The sequence below is a fragment of the Dermatophilaceae bacterium Soc4.6 genome, from assembly GCA_039889245.1.
Classification (GTDB): domain Bacteria; phylum Actinomycetota; class Actinomycetes; order Actinomycetales; family Dermatophilaceae; genus Lapillicoccus.
In genome coordinates this window covers 3,643,918-3,664,574 of the sequence record JAZGVH010000002.1, presented here as the reverse complement: position 1 = coordinate 3,664,574, position 20,657 = coordinate 3,643,918, and the positions used below count along the sequence as shown (strand labels likewise).

The following is a 20,657-nucleotide window of genomic DNA, read 5'->3' as shown; positions in this document are numbered from 1 at the left end:
CGTCAGGCGCGGCGACGGCGCTCGGACGCCTCGGCGGCGGTGGCCGCCTCGAGGGTCGGGGCCGAGCCCCCCAGCCGGGCCGGCAGGAAGATCCGCTCGTCACCGGTGAGCGGCTCGTAGGCCGCCTGCGCCCGGTGGAGCATCCCGGTCATCGTCTGACGCACGGCGGCGGTCACGGCGTCGACGTCGTCGTCGCGCCCCACCGGGACCGGGGCGCCGATGTCGACGGTGATGGGCACGTGGTGGCGACCGAGCCGCTTGGGGTGACCCTTGGTCCACACGCGCTGCGACCCCCAGATCACGGTGGGCAGGAGGGGGACGCCCGCCTCCCTGGCCATCCGGGCGGCGCCGTTCTTGAAGTCCTTCAGCTCGAACGACTGCGAGATGGTGGCCTCGGGGAACACGCCGACGATCTCACCCGCGCGCAGCACGTCGACGGCGGTGCGGTAGGACTGCGCGCCCTGGGCGCGGTCGACCGGGATGTGCTTCATCCCGCGCATCAGCGGCCCGCTGATGCGGTGGCGGAAGACGCTCTCCTTGGCCATGAACCGCACGTAGCGGTGGGCGGGCTGGGCCGCCCACCCGGCATACGTGAAGTCCATGTAGCCGGTGTGGTTGATGACCATGACCGCTCCCCCGCTGCGCGGCACGTGCTCGGTGCCCGTGAGGGTGAACTTCAGGCCTTCGACCGCGAAGAGGGTGCGCGCGAGGGCGATGACCGGCGCGTAGACGGGCTCCATGCCGCCAACCTACTGGGCGGCGACGGCCGACGTCAGGGCCGTGCCGGTGAGACGTCGCCCACCCGTCGTCCGTCGACCAGTCGAGGCCCGTCAGCGCCGTCGCGCAGGGTCTGCGGGAGCGCGTCGTCGGGCAGCCCCTGGAAGGCGACCGGCCGCAGGAAGCGCGCGACCGCCGCCGTCCCCACCGAGGTCGTCGCGCTCGCCGTGGAGGCCGGGTAGGGCCCTCCGTGGTGCTGTGCGTCACTGACCGTCACCCCGGTCGGCCAGTCGTTCCAGAGCACGCGACCGGCGTGCTCGGCCAGCAGCGGGACGAGCTCGCGGGCCAGGGTGTCGTCTTCTCCGCCGGCCTGCACGGTGGCCGTCAGCTGGCCGCCGAGCTCGTCGACCAGCTGCAGGAGCTGCTCGCGGTCGCGGTAGCCGACGAGCAGGGTCGACGGCCCGAAGCACTCGGCCGAGAGGATCTCGGGGTGGGCCAGGGCGGCGGCGCCCGTGGCCGTGAGCACGGCTGCCCCCGGTGCGTCGTATGCCGTGCCGTCGCCACGGCGGGCGACCTCCACCCCGGGCTGCGAGGCCAGGGCCTCGACGGCGGAGACGAAGCCCTCCGCGAGCGCCGGGGTGAGCATCTGCGCGCCGGAGACCGGCGGCAGCGCCGCGAGGAGGCCGGCGACGTCGGGCACGAGGACGACGCCGGGGTTCGTGCAGAACTGGCCGGCGCCCAGGGTGAACGACGCCGCGAGGCCCGCCGCGATCGCCTCCCCGCGCTCGCGCCAGGCTGCGGGGGTGACGACGACGGGGTTGGTGCTGCCGAGCTCTCCGTAGAAGGGGATGGGCACGGGTCGGGACTGGGCCAGGTCGAACAGGTGCCGACCGCCGCGGAGCGACCCGGTGAAGCCGACCGCCTTGACGCGGGGGTCCTGCACCGCGGCGACCCCCGCCTCGACACCCTCCACGAGACCGAGGACCCCGTCGGGCGCGCCCGCTGCCCGCAGGGCGTCCGTGACGACGCTCGCGGTGGCCCGGGACAGCTCGGGGTGGCCGGGGTGGGCCTTGACCACGACCGGGCACCCCGCCGCGAGCGCGCTGGCGGTGTCACCCCCCGCGACGCTGAACGCGAAGGGGAAGTTGCTGGCCGCGAAGACGACGACCGGGCCGAGCGGCACGAGGGTGCGCCGCAGGTCGGGTCGGGGGCCCATGGGCCAGGCGGGGTCGGCGTGGTCGATGCGCACGTCGTCGAGCAGGCCGCTGCGCACCCGGTCGGCGAGCAGCCGCAGCTGGAAGGTGGTGCGGGCGAGCTCGCCGCGCAGCCGGGGCGGCGGCAGGTGCGTCTCGGCGAGCGCCAGGGGCACGAGCTCGTCGGCGCGCGCGTCGAGCGCGTCGGCCACGGCCTCGAGCGCTCGAGCCCGGTGGTCGGGAGTCGTGGACGCCCAGGGGCGAGCGGCCCCGGCGGCGGCGGTGAGGACCTGCTCGAGGGCGGTGGTGACCGAGGTGTGCACCTGCCCAACCTACGGGCGCCGAGCCCGCGCCGGGTGGTCGACCGGCACCGCGCTGCGGGGGCGTCGGCGGGGGCCGCCGTCAGTCGGTCTCGTCCGGGCCGTCGGCGAGCGTGCGCAGGAGCCGGGCCAGCAGCGACCGCTCGACCGGGGAGAGCACCGCGAAGACCTCGTCGGCCCGCGCGGTGCGGGCGGCGCGCACCTCGGCACTGACCCGCCGGCCCTCCGGCGTGGCCACCACCCGGGTGGCCCGACGGTCGTCGGGATCGGCGGCGCGCTCGAGCAGGCCCAGCTCGACGAGCCCGTCGACGACCTCGGTGGCCGATCGGGGGGCGATCCGCAGCGCCTCGGCGAGGTCACCGACCCGCAGCGAGCCGTCGACGGTGACCACCCGCAGGGCCCGACCCTGATGGGGCGACAGCCCCCACGGCGCCAGCCCGTGCGCCCACTGCCGCCGCAGCCGCCGCGAGACCGACAGGAGCAGGTCGTCGAGGGGCGGCTCGTCGGTCTGCGCGGCCTGCGCGGTCTCCGCGGTGCCGTCGGCGGGTGTGCGGGGGGAATGCATGTCCCCAGCCTACCGTTGACGAGGTTGCCTCATGATGAGGTAACCTCATCATCAGCCCTCCTCCTCGACCGTCTCCCGAAAGCCCGATGCCCATGCAGAGCACCTTCTCCGATCCCGTCCAGACCGCGGCCCGCTCCGGCTCCCGCGGCCGTCCCGGCGGATCCTCCTCCGCCCGCAGGGTCTCCCCCGCCGACCGCGCCCAGCTGGCCGAGTCACCGGTCTCGTGGCCGCGCGTCGCCGCCCTCTTCACGCCCTACCGGTGGTCGATCGCCGCCGTGCTGGCCCTCATCGTCGCCTCCAGCACCATCGCTCTGGCGACCCCCTTCCTGCTGCGCGAGGTGATCGACGTCGCCCTCCCGCAACGCGACACCCGCCTGCTGCTGCTCGCTGTCGGCGGCATGCTCGCCGTCACGGTGGTCACGTCCGTGCTGGGTGTGCTGCAGACCTGGCGCTCGACCCTGGTCGGTCAGCGCGTCATGCACCGCCTGCGCACCGACGTCTTCGCCCACCTGCAGCACCAGTCGCTGGCCTTCTTCACCCGCACCCGCAACGGCGAGATCCAGTCGCGCCTGACCAACGACGTGGCCGGCATGCAGTCGGTGGTGACCTCGACCGCCACCTCCATCGCGTCCAACCTCACCACGGCGGTCGGCACCGTGCTGGCCATGGTGGCCCTCAGCTGGCGACTGTCCCTGCTGTCCCTGCTCGTCCTGCCGCCCGCGATCTGGCTCTCGCGCCGGGTGGCCCTCCTGCGCCGCGAGCTGACGGCCCGGCAGCAGCGCACGATGGCCGAGCTGCTGACCCAGGTCGAGGAGGGGCTGTCGGTCAGCGGTGTCGCCCTCAGCAAGAGCCTCGGCGCCGGCCAGCGCGTCTCGCAGCGGTTCTCGGCCACGTCGCACGAGCTGGTCGACCTCGAGGTGCAGTCCCAGCTCGCGGGACGGTGGCGCATGTCGACGATGTCGATCGTCTTCGCGGCCATCCCGGCCCTGATCTACCTCGCCGCCGGCTTCCCCGCGACCGCGGGCGACATGAGCATCGGCACCCTGGTGGCGTTCACGGCGCTGCAGACCGGGCTCTTCCGACCGATCATGGGTCTGCTCGACGTCGGCGTCTCGGTCGTGTCCTCGATGGCCCTGTTCAGCAGGATCTTCGGCTACCTCGACCTACAGACGAGCGTGCCGGCCCCGACCCACCCGGTGCCGCTCCCCGCAGGTGGCGTGGTCGGTGAGGTGCGTCTCAAGGGCATCTCGTTCCGCTACGACGACGCGGCGACCCTCGCGCTCGAGCACGTCGACCTGGTCGTCCCCGCCGGCACCAGCCTCGCCCTCGTCGGCGCCACCGGCTCGGGAAAGTCGACCCTGGCCGGCCTGGTCTCGCGCCTCGCCGACCCGAGCACCGGCCGGGTCACCCTCGACGGCACCGACCTGCGAGACCTCTCGTCCGACGACGTCGCCGACAGCGTCGGCGTGGTCTCGCAGGACACCTACCTGCTGCACGCCTCGGTGCGCGCCAACCTGCTGCACGCCCGTCCCGAGGCAGGTGACGACGAGCTCTGGGCGGCGCTCACCGCAGCGCAGGTGGCGCCGTTGGTGCGCTCGCTCCCCGCCGGGCTCGACACGGTCGTCGGCGCCCGCGGTCTGCGCTTCTCCGGTGGCGAGCAGCAGCGGCTGGCCCTGGCCCGCACGCTCCTGCGCGACCCCCGGGTGCTGGTGCTCGACGAGGCCACCAGCGCGCTCGACAACGACACCGAGCGCGAGGTCCAGTCGGCGCTCGACGCCGCTGCCCGCGGGCGCACGACCATCACCATCGCGCACCGCCTGTCCACCGTGCGCCACGCCGACCAGATCGCCGTGCTCGAGCACGGTCGGGTCGTCGAGCTGGGCACGCACGACGACCTGCTGGCCCGCGACGGGCGGTATGCCGCGCTCGTCCGAGCCGGTGAGGGCAGCCGTGACCTCGTCGGGGCGGCCGTCGGGGCCGCTGCACCCGAGTGGACGGAGCGAGTGACCATGCGTGGGTAAGGACGTTTCATCGCGGCCACCGCGGGATGGGACACTGGCGCCATGACGACCAGCTCGCCCAGCCGCGCCACGACGATCCCCGACAGGCCCACCGTCGACGGGCTCGAGGAGAAGTGGGCCGCGGTCTGGAAGGAGCAGGGCACCTACACCTTCGACCGGGCCGCGGCCCTCGCCGGCGGCCGCGAGGGCATCTGGGCCATTGACACCCCACCGCCGACCGCCAGCGGGTCGCTGCACATCGGGCACGTCTTCGGCTACGCCGAGGCCGACTGCATCGCCCGCTACAAGCGGATGACCGGCCACGAGGTCTTCTACCCCATCGGCTGGGACGACAACGGCCTGCCGACCGAGCGCCGGGTGCAGAACTACTACGGCGTGCGCGGCGACGCGACCCTGCCCTACGACTCCGCGTTCGTGCCGCTCCAGGAGGGCGGCGAGGGCGGCTCTTCCAAGGCCGCCGACCAGCGGCCGGTCAGCCGGGCCAACTTCATCGAGCTGTGCGACGTGCTGACGGTCAAGGACGAGGTGACCTTCGAGGAGACCTTCCGCCGGCTCGGCCTGTCGGTCGACTGGGACATCTCCTACCGCACGATCGACACGCGGTCCCGCGCCGTGTCGCAGGCCTTCTTCCTGCGCAACCTCGCCCGCGGCGAGGCCTACCAGGCCGAGGCGCCGGGGCTGTGGGACGTCACCTTCCAGACCGCGGTGGCGCAGGCCGAGCTCGAGGCCCGCGACTACCCGGGTGCCTACCACCGGGTCGCCTTCCACCGGGGCGACGGCACCCCGGTCTTCATCGAGACGACGCGCCCCGAGCTGCTCCCCGCCTGCGTCGCGCTCATCGCCCACCCCGACGACGAGCGGTATGCCGGTCTCTTCGGCACCACGGTCACCTCGCCGATCTTCGGCGTCGAGGTGCCGGTGCTGGCTCACCCGCTCGCCGAGATGGACAAGGGCGCCGGCATCGCCATGTGCTGCACCTTCGGTGACCTCACCGACGTGCAGTGGTGGCGCGAGCTGCAGCTGCCCACCCGCTCGGTCATCACCCGCGACGGTCGTATCCAGGGCGAGACGCCCGAGTGGGTCACGACCGACACCGGCCGGACGCTCTTCAACGAGATGGCGACGAAGACGACCTTCTCGGCCCGCACCGCGGTCGTCGACGGGCTGCGCGCGAGTGGCGACCTCGACGGCGAACCGACGGTGACCCAGCGCAAGGCGAACTTCTTCGAGAAGGGCGACAAGCCGCTCGAGATCGTGACCTCGAGGCAGTGGTACATCCGCAACGGCGGGCGTGACGCCGCCATCCGTGGGGAGATGCTCGAGCGCGGCCGCGAGCTCGACTTCCACCCGGCCTTCATGCGCAGCCGCTACGACAACTGGGTCGGTGGGCTCAACGGCGACTGGCTGGTGAGCCGCCAACGCTTCTTCGGTGTGCCGATCCCCGTCTGGTACCCCGTGCTGCCCTCGGGCGACGTCGACCACGAGCACCCGATCGTGCCCGCCGAGGCGGCACTGCCGGTCGACCCCGTCGCCGAGGCCCCGGCAGGCTTCGACGAGAGCCAGCGCGGCCAGCCCGGTGGCTTCGTCGGTGACCCCGACATCATGGACACCTGGGCCACGAGCTCCCTCACCCCGCAGATCGCCGGCGGCTGGCTCGACGACCCCGAGCTGTTTGCCGCGGTCTTCCCGATGGACCAGCGCCCGCAGGGGCACGACATCATCCGCACCTGGCTCTTCGCCACCGTCGTGCGCTCCCACCTCGAGCACGGCTCGTTGCCCTGGCGCAACGCCACGCTCAACGGCTGGATCCTCGACCCCGACCGCAAGAAGATGAGCAAGTCCAAGGGCAATGCCACGACGCCGATCGGGATGCTCATCGAGCACGGCACCGACGCCGTGCGCTACTGGGCGGCCTCGGCCCGGCTCGGCATCGACACCGCCCTCGACACCGCGCAGATGAAGGTCGGCCGCCGCCTGGCCATCAAGCTGCTCAACGCCAGCAAGTTCGCCCTCGGCTTCGGTGACGTCGAGGGGGTCGACGCCACCGACCTCGTGGCCCTCGGCGCTCTGGTCACCGAGCCGCTCGACCGCAGCATGCTGGCGGCGCTCGCCGACGTCGTCGACAAGGCGACGACGGCCTACGAGGGCATGGACTACACCCGGGCGCTCGAGGTGAGCGAGACCTTCTTCTGGACCTTCTGCGACGACTACCTCGAGCTGGTCAAGGACCGGGCCTACGGCGGCCGCGAGGTGCCGGTCTCCCCCGAGGCGGCTGCGTCGGCCCGCGCTGCCCTGCGCATCGCGCTCGACGTGCAGCTGCGCCTGCTGGCCCCCGTCATCGTGTTCGCCACCGAGGAGGTGTGGGCGTGGTCGCACGACGGCTCGGTGCACCGCGCCTCCTGGCCCACGCGCGCCGAGCTGTGCGGTGGCGCCGAGGGTGACGCCGCCGTGCTCACCGCGGTCGGTGAGGCTCTCGCGGGCGTGCGCAAGGCCAAGTCGGAGGCCAAGGTCGGCATGCGGGCCGAGATCTCGTCGATGGTCCTCGCCGGACCGGAGGCGACCCTCGACCGCGTCCGCGCTGCGGCCAGCGACCTCGCCGCCGCAGGCCACATCACCGCCTTGACGTATGCGGCGGCCGACACCCTCGAGGTCCGCGACGCGACCATCGTCCCCCCGGAGCCCCGCACCAAGGCCTGACCGGGCACCGGCCCTGGACTTGACTCTGGCGGCCCCCCGTCATAGCCGTCTGGGTGGTTCAGCGCTTTCGGGGCTGCGAGGATCGGCCATGGCCCCTGACACCGACCTGCCCGGCGGGTGCCTGGTGGTCGGTGACCTCGAGGCCACCCGGATGACGTGTCGGCTCCTCACCGAGTCCGGCCACCCGGTCGTCCACCTGACCCGTCCGACCGACGCGGCGGTGCGGACCGCCCTGGCGTCACCGACCGGGCGTGCCGTTGCCACCGGGATCAGCACGGTCGTCGTGATCGTCCGCTCCGACGTGCAGGCGCTGCGCTGGGCGCTGCTGGTGGAGCACATCGTGCCCGGGATCGCTCTCGTCGTGTCGGTCTTCGACCGCACGGTGGCGCAGCAGCTGCGGCGGGTCGTGCCCCACTGCCTGGCCACCTCGGCCGCCGAGGTGGCCGCCCCGGCCATCGTCGCGGCGGTCACCGGTGACGCGTTGGCGGTGCTCCCTGACGGTCGTCTGCTGCTGGCCGGGTCCCTCGGTGGGCCGGGCGAGGAGGCCCTCTCCACCTCGCGGGTCCAGACCGCCGCCTTTGCGCCGCCCACCGCACCGTGGTGGCACCACCTCACGGCCTGGGTGCCGCGCCGACAGGAGGGGTCTGCCGCCCTCATGCTCGCGGGCGTCACCAGCCTGCTCGCCATCCTCGTGCTCGACTGGGCCCTGACCGTCGTGGTCCTGCACGAACCACCGCTCCGGGCCCTGTATGCCGCGACCCGCGTGGTCACCACCGTCGGCCCGGCCGATGCCGTCGGACACCAGCCCCCCGGCTGGTACCTCGTGGTCGCCGTGGTCCTCATGCTGTCGACCCTTGTCGCCACCGGGTCGTTCGTCGCCGGCCTCGTCGACTGGCTGCGCTCGTCCCGGTCGGTCGGCCTGCTCGGACGCCGCTCGCTCCCACGCTCGCACCACGTCGTCGTCGCCGGGCTCGGGCAGGTGGGTCTGCGCGTCAGCCTCCTCCTGCGATCGCTGAACGTGCCTGTCGTCGTGGTCGAGCGGGAGGCCGACGCCCCCAACCTGCGGCTGGCTCGCGCCGCACGCATCCCGGTCGTCATCGGCCACGCCGACGACCGAGCCGTCATGCAGCGGCTCGGTCTGCCACGGGCGCTCGGCCTGGCCGCCCTCGGCAGCGACGAGCTCGACAACATCGCCATCGCCATCGCCGCCCTGGCCATCGCGCCGGACGCGCGCGTCGTCGTGCGCGCCGGTGAGGACGACGTCATCGCCGAGACGACCTCGCTCTTCCGGATCGGGCGAGTCGTCGACGTCTCGGCGCTCATGGCTCTCAGCGTGGCCGCCACCGTGGGGCGGCGTCCCCCCCTGGTGGTGTTCGCCCAGCCCGGTGGGGTGGGCCTGCTCGGCGCGCAGGGTCCGCCCGTGTCCAGCAGCTCACCCCAGCGGTGCCGCTGCGGTGAGGCCACCGCGTCAGGGGGGTGAGGACCCGGCGCGCGGCAGGACGGCACACCACGCCACGTCCCAGCCGGCGATGCCGAGCCGTCCCGTCACGAAGCGCTCGACGTCGAAGGCGGTGACCACTCCGCCCGCGGGGTCGTAGAGACCCACCGGTCCTCCCGGGGCCGCGGTCCCGGGGCTGACCGCCAGGATCACGTGCCGCGGCAGCCACCGGTCGCCGAGGTAGAGCGCGGCGGGGCGACCCGGCGAGAGCTGCCGCCGCAGCCGCTCGGCGACGTGCCGGCGGGCCGCCGCGCCTCGGCACCACACGACGTCGTACGAGGTGCCGGGAAGCGAGCCACCGTGCTCGAGCTCGCGTCGCGCCCCCCAGGGTGGCGTGCCCAGTGCTCGTGGCCACGGCAGCTGGACGCCTCGGCCGGGGCCCACCAGCCGGTTGGTCCGCCGGATGGTGAGCTCCTCAGCCGCCGCGAACCGCTGGTCCGGGGTCGCGAGCTCAGGCAGGAAGGCCCGACCGACCGAGCCGACCGACACGCCGCTGTCCATCCAGCGGGCGAAGCCGGGGTCGGCCAGCAGCCGGGCGACCGTCAGCGACGCGGCACCGCAGGTCGTCGCAGTGTGCTGCACCGGTGCCCGGTCTCCCACGCGGAGCTGGAAGGCCGTCATCGGGCCATCGTGGCACGGGTCGACCCACGGACGTCCGGGTCGAGGCGGGGCAGGACCCACCCCGACCCGGACGCTCGGTGGGTCAGCCGAGGTGCGCGACTGCGCCGTCCTCGCGAGCCGCGAGCTCCTCGCGGGTGACCGTGAGCACGGTGAACACGAGCACGAAGGCGACGACGACCATGGTCGCCCCCACGAGGGAGCCCTGCGTCGAGCCGTCGGTCTGGGCCACCATCGGCAGCGCGCCCTTCGCCGCCTGAGGTCAGGCACTCTCCTTGCGCTGGTTGCGTCGCGGCCTCGCCGTGGCGGTGTCGCGTCGCACGATCGTGGGGTTGACGTTCTCGAGGACCGCCTCGCGGGTGATGACCACCTTGGCGATGTCGTCCTCGCTGGGCACGTCGAACATCACGGGGAGCAGGACCTCCTCCATGATCGCGCGCAGCCCGCGGGCTCCGATCCCGCGCAACAGGGCCTGGTCGGCCACCGCCTCGATCGCCTCGGGGGTGAACTCCAGCTCGACCCCGTCGATGTCGAACATCTTCTGGTACTGCTTGACCAGGGCGTTGCGCGGGCCCGTGAGGATCTGCACGAGGGCCGACTGGTCGAGGGGGCTGACCGTCGTGATGACGGGCAGGCGACCGATGAACTCGGGGATCAGGCCGAACTTCATCAGGTCCTCGGGCATGACCTCGTGGATCTGCTCGCTGAGGTCCTTGGCCATGTGCAGCTCGCTGCCGAAGCCGAGGCCCTTCTTGCCGTTGCGTGACTCGATGAGCTTCTCGAGACCCGCGAAGGCACCACCGACGATGAAGAGCACGTTCGTCGTGTCGATCTGGATGAACTCCTGGTGCGGGTGCTTGCGGCCGCCCTGCGGCGGCACCGAGGCCGTCGTGCCCTCGAGGATCTTGAGCAGGGCCTGCTGCACACCTTCACCGGACACGTCGCGGGTGATGGACGGGTTCTCGCTCTTGCGGGCGATCTTGTCGACCTCGTCGATGTAGATGATGCCCGTCTCGGCCTTCTTGACGTCGTAGTCAGCGGCCTGGATCAGCTTGAGCAGGATGTTCTCGACGTCCTCGCCGACGTAGCCCGCCTCGGTGAGCGCCGTGGCGTCCGCGATGGCGAAGGGCACGTTGAGCATCTTGGCCAGCGTCTGGGCGAGGTAGGTCTTACCGCACCCCGTGGGACCGATCAGCAGGATGTTGGACTTCGAGATCTCGACGTGGTCGGCGTCCTTCTTGGCCGGCCCGGCCTCCTGTGCCTGGATGCGCTTGTAGTGGTTGTACACCGCGACGGCGAGGGCCTTCTTGGCGACGTCTTGGCCGACCACGTAGCTCTGCAGGAAGTCGAAGATCTCCCGCGGCTTGGGCAGCTCGTCGAGCCCCAGGTCGGATGACTCGGCGAGCTCTTCCTCGATGATCTCGTTGCACAGGTCGATGCACTCGTCGCAGATGTAGACCCCCGGCCCGGCGATGAGCTTCTTGACCTGCTTCTGCGACTTGCCGCAGAAGGAGCACTTCAGCAGGTCACCACCGTCTCCGATGCGTGCCACTCCGCGCCTCCTGTGCCTGCTGTCACCCGATCGGGTGACGTGCTGTCTATCGGCTGACGCTACCCGTCAGTTGAACGTTTTGCTGATCATTACACGCGCTGCGAGCGGTGTGGCGCACCCTCTTGCCGGCAGTTCCGCTGACGGCTGACAGTGCGACCGCGCTCACGCCGGGCAACGGGAGCGGGTCGACCCCTGGTGAGGGGGGCCGACCCGCGTCGCCGAGCCGGTGGGCTCAGACCTGGAACGAGGCCTTGCGCGAGGTGAGGACCTCATCGATGAGGCCGTAGTCCTTGGCCTCGGCCGCGGACATGATCTTGTCGCGCTCGATGTCCTCGTTGACCTGCTCGGCCGTGCGGCCGGTGTGGCTGGCCAGGGTGTCCTCGAGCCAGGTGCGCATGCGCAGCACCTCGTTGGCCTGGATCTCGATGTCGGACGCCTGGCCGTAGTCGCCGCCACCCAGAGCCGGCTGGTGGATGAGGATGCGGGCGTTGGGCAACGCGAAACGCTTCCCTGGGGCGCCCGCCGCCATCAGCACGGCGGCCGCAGAGGCGGCCTGGCCGACCACGAAGGTCTGGATGTCAGGACGGATGTACTGCATCGTGTCGTAGATCGCCGTCATGGCAGTGAACGACCCGCCCGGGCTGTTGATGTACATCAGGATGTCGCGGTCGGGGTCGAGCGACTCCAGCACGATGAGCTGGGCGATGATGTCGTCGGCCGAGGCGTCGTCCACCTGCACCCCGAGGAAGATGATGCGGTCCTCGAACATCTTGGTGTACGGGTCACTGCGCTTCATGCCGTAGGACGTGCGCTCTTCGAACTGCGGCAGGATGTACCGGCTCGAGGGGCCGGGCACGTGCAGCCCGCCCACGTGGGCGGAGGGGCGGTTGTTCATCAGCTCTCCCATGGTCTCGCGCCTCACTTCTCGGTGGTGTCGGCGGTCGTGGCGTCACCGGTGATCGGGCTGTCGCTGCGGGCGGCGCCGTGCTCGGCGTCGGCCGCCCGGGAGAAGACGGCATCGACGAAGCCGTACTCCTTGGCCGCCTCGGCCGTGAACCAGCGGTCACGGTCGGAGTCGCGCTCGATCTGCTCGAGGGTCTGACCGGTGTGCTCGGCGATCAGCTCGGCCATCGTCTTCTTGATGTGCAGCATCTGCTCGGCCTGGATCTTGATGTCGCTGGCCGTGCCGCCGATGCCGCCCGACGGCTGGTGCATCATGACCCGCGCGTGCGGGGTGGCATACCGCTTGCCGGGGGTGCCCGCACTGAGGAGGAACTGACCCATCGAGGCCGCCATCCCCATCGCCACGGTGGCGACGTCGTTCGGCACCCACTGCATGGTGTCGAAGATGGCCATGCCGGCCGTCACCGACCCACCAGGGCTGTTGATGTAGAGCCAGATGTCCTTCTCAGGGTCCTCCGCCGCGAGCAGGAGCATCTGCGCGCAGATGGCGTTGGCATTGTCGTCGCGGACCTCGGACCCGAGGAAGATGATCCGTTCCTTGAGGAGACGGTTGTAGATGTGGTCGTCCAGCCCACCCATGCCTTCACCGGCGGCGACGATCTCACGCTGTGGGGCCACTGCGGTCTCTTTTCCTTCTCGTGACGTTGTCCTGCCCACCATCGGCAGGAGCCTTCCAGTGACCCTAACGTCAGGCCCCGACACAGGAATCCCGAAGACGGCCCTGTTCGCCGTGAGCGCACTCAGCGAGCGAGGGCACGCACCTGCCACGACGGCACGGCATGGACCCAGTCGCGCAGGTCGGGGTCCTCCACCGCGGGGTAGGCCTCGAACGAGCCGACCACGTCGAGCACCGCCTCGACCGGTCCGCTCGACGCCGTCAGGACGAGGCGCCCGGATGCTCCGACCTCGGCCTGCACGGACGTGGTGGCCTGGTCTGCGGCACCGGCGGGCAACGACCCTGCCGTCGCCGCGGTGGGAGCCGAAGCTGCGAGCTCGTCACGTCGCAGGGCGAGCTCGGTCACCCCCTGGGCTCCGGTCGAGGTGGTCAGGGTGGTGAGCGACCCGACCAGGGCGAAGGTGTTGTCGCCGACCACGTCGGCGGGCGGGCTGACGACCCGCGGTCCCCCGGTCCCGAGCGGTGCGGCTCCGGAGCCGGTGCGGGTGTCGAGCACCCGGCCGACCGGTAGAGCGCGGAACCGCAGGTCGGCCCCGAGACCTCCGTCGTCGTAGAAGCCGACGAGGTCGACCACGACGGGCACCGTGGTGGACGAGCCGTTGGAGACGGTCAGCCGGATCAGTCCCTCGTCGTCGAGCAGGGCAGGGACGACGGCGAGGTTGGAGGCCGTGACCCCCCGGTCGAGCGAGAGCGTCGGCGTGGAGAGGGTGGTCGACGGGCTACTGGTCGGGGAGGCGGGCACCGCGCCCGGTCCGGCGGCGCCGAACGGGCCGGGAGGACCGAACGGGCCGAGCGGCACGGACCCGTCGGACGAGCGGGCCCCCGAAGCGGCGTCGGCGGCCACGGTCACCTGCCCGCGGGACGGAGCCGAGACGACCGACACCCGCAGCAGCAGCGCGGTCACGTGCCGGGCCGTGCCGTCGCCGAGGTCGACCGCCACCCGGCGCACCCCGCCGCCCGGGAGCGGCGACGCGAGCACCGGGTCGACGGTGGGGGTCGGGGACGGTGTGGGGTCGAGGGTGTCCCCGACCGGGGGCGCCGGCTCGACACCGAGACCAGGCCCCAGGAGCCGGACGGGGTCGCTCGGTTGGTAGCCACCGCTGGAGCCGAAAGTGGCGACGACCGTGTCGTCGGCGGCATACAGGCCGACGAGGTCGACGGTGATCAGGGCCGGCGACGACGTGACGACGTCGAGGGCGCCCTCGGGGTCGAGCGGCACCGTCACCAGGCTCGTGCGGGTGCCGTCCGGCGGCACCGTCACCGACGTCGTCGGACGAGCGGAGGCCAGGGGGCCCCGACCGGGACGGAGGGCGACCAGGGTGGTGCGGGCCGAGGTCGCGCTCACGGTGACGTTCACCACGACGGCCGACACGCCCGCGGTCGGCAGCCCGGGACGACCGAGGACGGGCACCCGCAGCGGCACCCCGGGCGAGAGCGACTGCCCCGTCGCGGCGCCCACGAGTCGTGTGGCGGGCACGGGGTAGAAGCTGCCAGCCGACGGGTTGACCGTCGCGACCGGTTCGGGAACCGGGACCGCGCGAGCGGTGACCGCGGGGACCAGGGTGGCGGCAGCCAGGGTGGCTGCCCCCAGCGCGGCCCGCAGTCGACGGCCCGAGACGAGGTGGGGGTGCCGCATGAGCCGCTCCTTCCGCCGTGGTCGTGTGGGTCCGGTGCGACCGAGAGATTGATCCTACGCGCGCACGCCGGGCCGTGGTCGAGCCCGGGACGACAGGATCCGGTCAGGCGCGAGGCGACTGACCGGATCCTGGTCGAACGTGGAGCGGCCCGCGACCCGGGCCGCGACCCGTCAGCTGGTGCTGGCCTCGTCGTCCGGCCCGTTGGTGACCTCGACGGCCTCGACCGCCTCGACGGCCTCGGACTCGACGACGTCGTCGGCCTCGTCGGACAGCTCGAGGGCGTTGAGGTCGACGACGTTGCCGTCGGTGTCGGTGACCGTGGCGCGCTCGAGCACGTGGGCGAGCGCCTTGCGGCGGCCCACCTCGGCCACCATGGCCGGCACCTGCCCCTGGCCGTCGATCGCCTGGGCGAACTGGTTGGGGTCCATGCCGTACTGCTGGGCCGACATGACGATGTACTCGATGAGCTCGGGCTGCTCGACCGTGATCTCTTCCTTCTCGACGATCGCGTCGAGGAGCAGCTGCGCCCGCAGGGCCTTGCGGGTGCTCTCGGTGACCTCGGCGCGGTGCTCGTCGTCCTCGAGGCGGCTCTCACCCTCGAGGTGCGAGTGCACCTCGGCCTCGACGATGCTGTCGGGCACCGGCACGTCGACCGCCGCCAGCAGGGAGTCGAGCACCTTGTCGCGGGCCTGCACACCCTGCTCGAAGCGCTTGGCCTGCTCGGCCTGCTTCGTCAGGTCGGCGCGCAGCTCCTCGAGGGTGTCGAACTCGGAGGCGAGCTGGGCGAAGTCGTCGTCGAGCTCGGGCAGCTCGCGCTCCTTGACCGACGCGACGGTGACGACGCACTGGGCGGCCTCACCCTGGTGGTCGCCACCGGCGAGCGGGGCGCTGAAGTCCTTGGTCTCGCCGGCGTTCATGCCGACGAGGGCGTCGTCGATGCCCTCGATCATGTTCTTGGAGCCGACCTCGTAGGAGACCCCGGTGACGGCGTCGATCTCCTCGCCGCCGATGGTGGCCTTGAGGTCGATCGAGACGAAGTCGCCCTCCTGGGCCGCGCGGTCGACGCCCTTGAGGGTGCCGAAGCGCTGACGCAGGGTGGTCATCCGCTCGTCGATGTCGTCGTCGCTCGCGGCCACGGGGTCGACCTCGACGGCGATCGCGGAGTAGTCGGGCAGCGTGATCTCGGGGCGCACGTCGACCTCGACGGTGAACTTGAGGTCCTGGCCGACCTCGGCCGGCACCTCGGTCACGTCGACGTCGGGCTGCCCGAGCGGACGCACCGAGTTCTCGTCGATGGCCTGGCCGTAGAACTTCGGCAGGGCCTCGTTGACGGCCTCCTGCAGCACGGCGCCGCGGCCGACCCGCTGGTCGATGATCCGCGTGGGCACCTTGCCCTTGCGGAAGCCGGGCACCTGGATCTGCGCGCCGATCGTCTTGTAGGCCGCGTCGAGGCTCGGCTTGAGCTCGTCGTAGGGCACCTCGACGGTGAGCTTGACCCGGGTCGGGTTGAGGGTCTCGACGGCACTCTTCACTACAGGGCTCTCCAAGGCTTCAGATCGGCTGGGGGGTGGTGCACCGCACGCCCGCGTGACCGAGCAGAGGCTCGGACGGCGATGGCGGCCGGGCTGGCGGAGTCCGGGAAGGGCGAGCAGGACGACGGGCCTGTCCGGCCCGTCCTTGCCGCACGGCGGACGAAGGACCATGCTAGCCGCCCGGCCGTGCGGTGCCGAATCGTCGCTTCGGGCGTCGTCCCCGGTGCTGCCGAGCGCCCCGCTAGGTTGGCGCCATGAGCTCGTCATCCCCCTCGTCCTCCCCCGTCGCCGCGCCGACACCAGCCCTGCGCGTGCTCCAGGTGGTGGTGGGTGGCATGACGTCCGGGATCGTGCTCATCGGCGTCGCGTTCGCCCTCATCCTGCCGCTCGCGGCCCCGCCGCTGATGGCCGTGCTCGCCGTCGTCGTGGTCGCGGCCGCGATGCACCTGCTGATCGAGCGGGTCGGCTACCGGGTCGCACCGCTGGCGGCTTCAGAGCCGGTCGCGCAGACGCACCAGCAGGCGCAGGCTGCCTTCCAGCGTCTGCTCTTCGTGCGGGCGGTGCTCGCCGAGACCCCCGCCCTCATCGGCATCGTCGTAGCCTTCGCCTGGTCGCCCAGCTCGTGGTTCACGTATGCCGTCGGTGCCGTCCTCGCGGTCGCCCTCGTCGCGCGGCACGCGTGGCCCACGGCCCGCAGCGTCGACCGGGTCGTCGTGGCGCTCGAGGCCGACGGCACCGGGTCGGGCATCCGCGAGGTGCTGGGGCTGACCGCGGCCCAGCCGGGCCGGACCGGGTCGGGTGACGTCACCGAGTCCGGGTGAGCTGACCGAGTCGGGGTAACAGGATTTGAACCTGCGGCCTTCCGCTCCCAAAGCGGACGCGCTACCAAGCTGCGCCATACCCCGTGGACTCGTGGGACCGAGCCGGATTTGGCTCGTGCCCGAGCACTGCCACTAGGCTAGCCCCTCGGACGCATCCCCCCGACCCCGGTCGGCGCGTCAGCGCGGGCGTAGCTCAATGGTAGAGCCCCAGTCTTCCAAACTGATTACGCGAGTTCGATTCTCGTCGCCCGCTCCACCTCGTCACCGCCGCCTCGCGAGCTGAGATCAGCCCGCTCGAGTCAGCCTCAGCTCGCTGACCGTGCGCCCTGCCGCGAGCGCCTTGGCCTCGAAGCCCGCCACAGGTCGCCACGCAGGCCGTGAGCCCGGCGAGACGACCAGCCCGCCGTGGTGGCCGACCACCTCCCGGACATGGTCGGCGTAGAACGTCTGGTCGGTGGCCAGGAGCAGCTCACCCCCGGGAGCCAGCCGGTCGGCGATGAGGTCGAGGGTGTCGGGGCGCAGGAACCGGCGGCGCCGGTGGCGCTCCTTGGGCCAGGGATCGGGGAAGAACAGGTGGATGGTGTCGAGCTGTGCCGGCGCGACCCGCTCGACCAGGAACGCGACGGCGTCCTCTCGGTCGACCCGCAGGTTGCCACCCACGCCAGCCTCCTCGGCGAGGGCCATGAGGCGCGCCAGCCCGGGCACGTGCACGTCGAGGGCGACGAGGTCGCGCTCGGGGTGAGCACCGGCGAAGGCGACGGCGGCCGCGCCGTGGCCGCAGCCGATCTCGAGCACGACCGGGGCCTCCCGGCCGAAGGCCGCCTGCGGGTCGAGCAGGCCCGGGGGCAGCTGGCGCCGGGGTCCGAAGCTCGCGAGGCGCTCGTCGGTGAGCTCGCTGCGTCGACCCTGGCGTCCGTTGAAGGTGCGCACGTGGCGCAGACCGGTCTCGCGCATCGGGTCACCGATGAGGCGGCGCTCGGGAGTGGGCAGGTCGGATGGCACGGCCGCGATGCTAGCGGCCAGGCCGGGCACCGGGTGTTTCCTGACAGTTCGCTGTTCCGATGCCGCACGGGTCCACTCCGTCCTAGGGTGGGCGGGGATCGCCGGGGCCACGCCCCTGCGGGCCACCCACCCCCCAGCATCACAGGAGTCGATCACCATGGGCCTCTTCGACAACATCTCCGACCTCGCCGACCAGGCGAAGGAGAAGGCGGGCGAGCTCGTCGACCAGCACGGCAACCAGGTGGGTGACGGCCTCGACAAGGCCGGGGCCTTCGTCGACGAGAAGACCGGCGGGCAGCACAGCGACCAGATCGCCCAGGGCGTCGACAAGGCCAAGGTCGGCCTCGACGGCCTCGACGGTCAGGACGACGACATCCGCTGACCGCTGCCGTCCGACCCCGGGTCGTGGCGCCGTCTGCGGTCAGTCGCGCCAGATCATGACGACGGCGCGGTCGTCGCTCTCGCCCGCTCCCGCGGCCGCGCAGATGCGGGCCGCACCACCCTTGAAGCCCTTGGTGACCAGGCGCTCCGCGGTGCCCAGCATCCGGTCGACACCGGCGCTGAGGTCGCGGTCGCGGGTCTCGATGACCCCGTCGGTGTAGAGCACGAGCGCGTCACCCCGCTCGAGCGAGCCCTGGGTGCGGTGGTACTCCGCACCGTCGAGCACCCCGAGCACCGGACCCGACGTCGAGTCGAGCACCGACCACCGCCCCGACCCGCGGTGGAACTGCACGGCCGCGGGGTGGCCGGCCGTGCCGACGTCGTACAGGCCGGTGGTGAGGTCGATCGAGACGTGCACGGCCGTGGCGAAGCCCTCGTCCCACTGCTGCGCGACGAGGTAGCTGTTGGCGGCGCCGAGGAAGCGGTCGGGTCGGGTCTCGCCGAGCAGGCCACCGAGGGCGCCCGACAGCAGGAGCGAGCGGGTGCCGGCCTGGACGCCCTTGCCCGAGACGTCGACCACCGTGATCTCGAGGTGCTGCCCCTCGCGCCCCTTGGTGGCGACGACGAAGTCACCGGAGAAGGACTGGCCGTAGGCCGACTCGACCGCGCTCTCGGCGTGCCACCCCGCCGGCAGGGCGGGCAGCTCGCCGAACGCCTTGAGCCGGTCGCGCAGGTCGACGAACATCGACTCGCCGCCGTGCCCCTCGACCCCGACCCGCGAGCGGGAGCGATTGGCTGCGTAAGCCATCAGGATGACCAGGGCGTTGGCGACCAGCGCCCCCCAGGACGAGACGGCGATCCCCCGGTTCCAGCTGGTGGCCGCGGTCAGGACGATCAGCTCGATCGGGAACGCCACGGCGACGGCCGTCATCCACGAGGGCCGCAGGTAGAGGGCGGCCAGCAGGACTGCAGGCGCGTAGGCGCTCGGGGGGATCGTGTAGGGCCGCCAGACGCCGACAAGGCACATCATCAGGCCCAGCAGCAGGAACCCGATGCCGCGGGCGGTCTGGCTCTGTCGCATCCACCGACCCAGGTCGTGTGCAGATCGCACCACGCGACCCTGGTCCCGGACGCCGCGGGTGGGCAGCACGACCGTCGTCTCGGCCTGATCGCCGGCCTGGAGGGGGTCGACGGCCGCGGGGGCCGGTGTCCGAAGGGTCAAGGGTCACCGCCTGCCGTGGGGTCGAGGATGGTCGGAGGATCGAGTCGAGAGCACCGTGCGCCTGGTCCTGATTGTGGGGCAACGGGCCCGCCCGTGTCCCGGCAATCCGTACAACTCCCCCCGCGCGTTTGTTCCGTGCTCAGGCCTGGTCGGGGAGGGTCCCGTCCGCCTCGAAGGCCGCGACCATGGCGAGCCTGCGGGCGTGGCGCTCCACCCCGGAGAAGGGCGTCGCGAGGAAGGCGTCGACGATGGCTGCAGCCTCCTCGAGGGCAGTGAAGCGGCCGCCGATCGAGACGACCCGGGCGTCGTTGTGCTCACGGGCCAGCGTGGCGAGCTCGACGCTCCACGCGAGCGCCGCCCGCACGCCGGGCACCTTGTTGGCGGCGATCTGCTCGCCGTTGCCCGACCCCCCGAGGACGACGCCGAGCGACTCCGGGTCAGCGGCGACGGCGCAGGCGGCCCTCAGCACGGCCACCGGGTAGTCGTCCTCGGGGTCGAGCACGTGCGGGCCGTGGTCGGTCACGTCGTGTCCGGCCCCGGTCAGATGGGCCACGAGGGCCTGGTGCAGGTCGTAGGCCGCGTGGTCACCACCGATGTGGACCCGCATCAGTCGAACACCGGGCCCTGCGTGCGGGTGCGCTTGATCTCGTAGAAGCCGGGTGTGCTGGCGACCAGGAGGGTGCCGTCCCAGAGTCGGCCGGCGGCCTCTCCCTTGGGGGCGGGCGTCACGACCGGGCCGAAGAACGCCGTCCCGCCGACGGAGACGACCGGCGTGCCGACGTCCTCGCCGACGAGCGAGATACCGCGCTTGTGGCTGCGCTTGAGGGCGGCGTCGTACTTCTTCTGGGTGGCGGCCTTGGCCAGGGTGGCCGGAAGGCCGACCTGCGCGAGCGACTCGACCACGACCTGGGCGTAGTCCTTGTTGCCCTCGAGGTGGATCCGGGTGCCCATGGCGTCGTAGAGGGGCTTGACGACCTTCTGACCGTGGGCCTCGGCCGCGGCGATGACGACCCGGACCGGGCCCCACGCCTTGGTCATCAGCTCCTGGTAGGCCGGGGGCAGGTCGCGGCCCGAGTTGAGCACGGCCAGGCTCATCACCGACCACGTCACCGTGATGTCGCGCACCTGCTCGACCTCCATGAGCCAGCGGGAGGTCATCCAGGCCCACGGGCAGGCGGGGTCGAACCACATCTCGACCTTCTCGCGCTTGGGGCGGCGGGTGGCGGTCGTCTTCTTGGCGGC

General features: G+C 72.2%; 19 protein-coding genes and 2 tRNA genes. 6 read left to right on the top strand and 15 right to left on the bottom strand.

The genetic code is table 11. The annotated features are described in order from the left end of the window. Positions 1 to 2 precede the first annotated feature (2 nt). From V3N99_17230 to V3N99_17220, 3 genes are all read right to left on the bottom strand, one after another. Entirely contained in the window at positions 3 to 740 is a 738-nt protein-coding gene (locus V3N99_17230; protein MEO3938478.1) for a lysophospholipid acyltransferase family protein, read from the bottom strand. A 32-nt stretch (positions 741 to 772) separates the two neighbouring features. Beyond that, on the bottom strand, positions 773 to 2,233 hold the full coding sequence (locus V3N99_17225) for an aldehyde dehydrogenase (NADP(+)) (GenBank protein ID MEO3938477.1): 1,461 nt from the start codon (positions 2,231 to 2,233) through the stop codon (positions 773 to 775). Between the two features lie 79 nt (positions 2,234 to 2,312). Next, on the bottom strand, positions 2,313 to 2,795 hold the full coding sequence (locus tag V3N99_17220) for a MarR family winged helix-turn-helix transcriptional regulator (GenBank protein MEO3938476.1): 483 nt from the start codon (positions 2,793 to 2,795) through the stop codon (positions 2,313 to 2,315). Positions 2,796 to 2,887: 92 nt separating this feature from the next. On the opposite strand from V3N99_17220, the gene V3N99_17215 reads away from it, so the two are divergent. The 3 genes from V3N99_17215 to V3N99_17205 all read left to right on the top strand — a co-directional run bounded on the left by V3N99_17215 (position 2,888) and on the right by V3N99_17205 (position 8,993). After that, positions 2,888 to 4,816: an ABC transporter ATP-binding protein gene (locus V3N99_17215; protein MEO3938475.1), complete on the top strand. Its 1,929-nt coding sequence runs from the start codon at positions 2,888 to 2,890 to the stop codon at positions 4,814 to 4,816. A gap of 42 nt (positions 4,817 to 4,858) precedes the next feature. Further along, a complete protein-coding gene (gene valS / locus V3N99_17210) occupies positions 4,859 to 7,513 on the top strand; it encodes a valine--tRNA ligase (GenBank protein MEO3938474.1) in 2,655 nt (884 codons plus the stop codon). An 88-nt stretch (positions 7,514 to 7,601) separates the two neighbouring features. Continuing rightward, the gene (locus V3N99_17205) at positions 7,602 to 8,993 is read left to right on the top strand and encodes an NAD-binding protein (protein ID MEO3938473.1); all 1,392 of its coding nucleotides are present in this window, start codon (positions 7,602 to 7,604) and stop codon (positions 8,991 to 8,993) included. Here the strand turns inward: V3N99_17205 and V3N99_17200 are convergent. The 7 genes from V3N99_17200 to tig all read right to left on the bottom strand — a co-directional run bounded on the left by V3N99_17200 (position 8,982) and on the right by tig (position 15,989). After that, positions 8,982 to 9,632, bottom strand: a complete 651-nt coding sequence (locus V3N99_17200; GenBank protein ID MEO3938472.1) for a hypothetical protein — start codon at positions 9,630 to 9,632, stop codon at positions 8,982 to 8,984. The genes V3N99_17205 and V3N99_17200 overlap by 12 nt on opposite strands. An 82-nt stretch (positions 9,633 to 9,714) precedes the next feature. Beyond that, entirely contained in the window at positions 9,715 to 9,864 is a 150-nt protein-coding gene (locus V3N99_17195; GenBank protein MEO3938471.1) for a hypothetical protein, read from the bottom strand. Positions 9,865 to 9,891: 27 nt separating this feature from the next. After that, on the bottom strand, positions 9,892 to 11,181 hold the full coding sequence (gene clpX / locus V3N99_17190; protein MEO3938470.1) for an ATP-dependent Clp protease ATP-binding subunit ClpX: 1,290 nt from the start codon (positions 11,179 to 11,181) through the stop codon (positions 9,892 to 9,894). 232 nt (positions 11,182 to 11,413) lie between these two features. Continuing rightward, positions 11,414 to 12,088 carry an ATP-dependent Clp protease proteolytic subunit gene (locus tag V3N99_17185; protein MEO3938469.1) on the bottom strand — a complete coding sequence of 225 codons (675 nt, stop codon included), beginning with the start codon at positions 12,086 to 12,088 and terminating at the stop codon, positions 11,414 to 11,416. Positions 12,089 to 12,099: 11 nt separating this feature from the next. Continuing rightward, complete coding sequence (locus V3N99_17180; protein ID MEO3938468.1) at positions 12,100 to 12,723, bottom strand: ATP-dependent Clp protease proteolytic subunit; 624 nt, start codon at positions 12,721 to 12,723, stop codon at positions 12,100 to 12,102. Positions 12,724 to 12,884: 161 nt separating this feature from the next. Beyond that, complete coding sequence (locus tag V3N99_17175) at positions 12,885 to 14,456, bottom strand: hypothetical protein (protein ID MEO3938467.1); 1,572 nt, start codon at positions 14,454 to 14,456, stop codon at positions 12,885 to 12,887. A gap of 171 nt (positions 14,457 to 14,627) precedes the next feature. Next, positions 14,628 to 15,989, bottom strand: a complete 1,362-nt coding sequence (tig, locus tag V3N99_17170; GenBank protein MEO3938466.1) for a trigger factor — start codon at positions 15,987 to 15,989, stop codon at positions 14,628 to 14,630. 254 nt (positions 15,990 to 16,243) lie between these two features. Between tig and V3N99_17165 the strand changes: the two genes are divergently transcribed. Then, positions 16,244 to 16,810: a hypothetical protein gene (locus tag V3N99_17165; protein MEO3938465.1), complete on the top strand. Its 567-nt coding sequence runs from the start codon at positions 16,244 to 16,246 to the stop codon at positions 16,808 to 16,810. A 10-nt stretch (positions 16,811 to 16,820) separates the two neighbouring features. Here the strand turns inward: V3N99_17165 and V3N99_17160 are convergent. Then, positions 16,821 to 16,894: transfer RNA gene (locus tag V3N99_17160), tRNA-Pro, on the bottom strand. A 98-nt stretch (positions 16,895 to 16,992) separates the two neighbouring features. Here V3N99_17160 and V3N99_17155 point away from each other — a divergent pair. Further along, positions 16,993 to 17,066: transfer RNA gene (locus V3N99_17155), tRNA-Gly, on the top strand. Positions 17,067 to 17,095: 29 nt separating this feature from the next. Here the strand turns inward: V3N99_17155 and V3N99_17150 are convergent. Then, the gene (locus tag V3N99_17150) at positions 17,096 to 17,812 is read right to left on the bottom strand and encodes a tRNA (guanosine(46)-N7)-methyltransferase TrmB (protein ID MEO3938464.1); all 717 of its coding nucleotides are present in this window, start codon (positions 17,810 to 17,812) and stop codon (positions 17,096 to 17,098) included. A 157-nt stretch (positions 17,813 to 17,969) separates the two neighbouring features. On the opposite strand from V3N99_17150, the gene V3N99_17145 reads away from it, so the two are divergent. Further along, positions 17,970 to 18,194: an antitoxin gene (locus V3N99_17145; protein ID MEO3938463.1), complete on the top strand. Its 225-nt coding sequence runs from the start codon at positions 17,970 to 17,972 to the stop codon at positions 18,192 to 18,194. A gap of 39 nt (positions 18,195 to 18,233) precedes the next feature. On the opposite strand, the gene V3N99_17140 is transcribed toward V3N99_17145, so the two are convergent. The 3 genes from V3N99_17140 to V3N99_17130 form a co-directional block, all read right to left on the bottom strand. Beyond that, on the bottom strand, positions 18,234 to 19,274 hold the full coding sequence (locus V3N99_17140) for a PP2C family protein-serine/threonine phosphatase (protein MEO3938462.1): 1,041 nt from the start codon (positions 19,272 to 19,274) through the stop codon (positions 18,234 to 18,236). Between the two features lie 280 nt (positions 19,275 to 19,554). Then, positions 19,555 to 20,022 carry a ribose-5-phosphate isomerase gene (locus V3N99_17135; GenBank protein ID MEO3938461.1) on the bottom strand — a complete coding sequence of 156 codons (468 nt, stop codon included), beginning with the start codon at positions 20,020 to 20,022 and terminating at the stop codon, positions 19,555 to 19,557. Beyond that, positions 20,022 to 20,606, bottom strand: coding sequence for a DsbA family protein (locus V3N99_17130; GenBank protein ID MEO3938460.1), 585 nt, complete (start codon positions 20,604 to 20,606; stop codon positions 20,022 to 20,024). The genes V3N99_17135 and V3N99_17130 overlap by 1 nt, the downstream gene beginning before the upstream one ends. Positions 20,607 to 20,657: the final 51 nt, after the last annotated feature.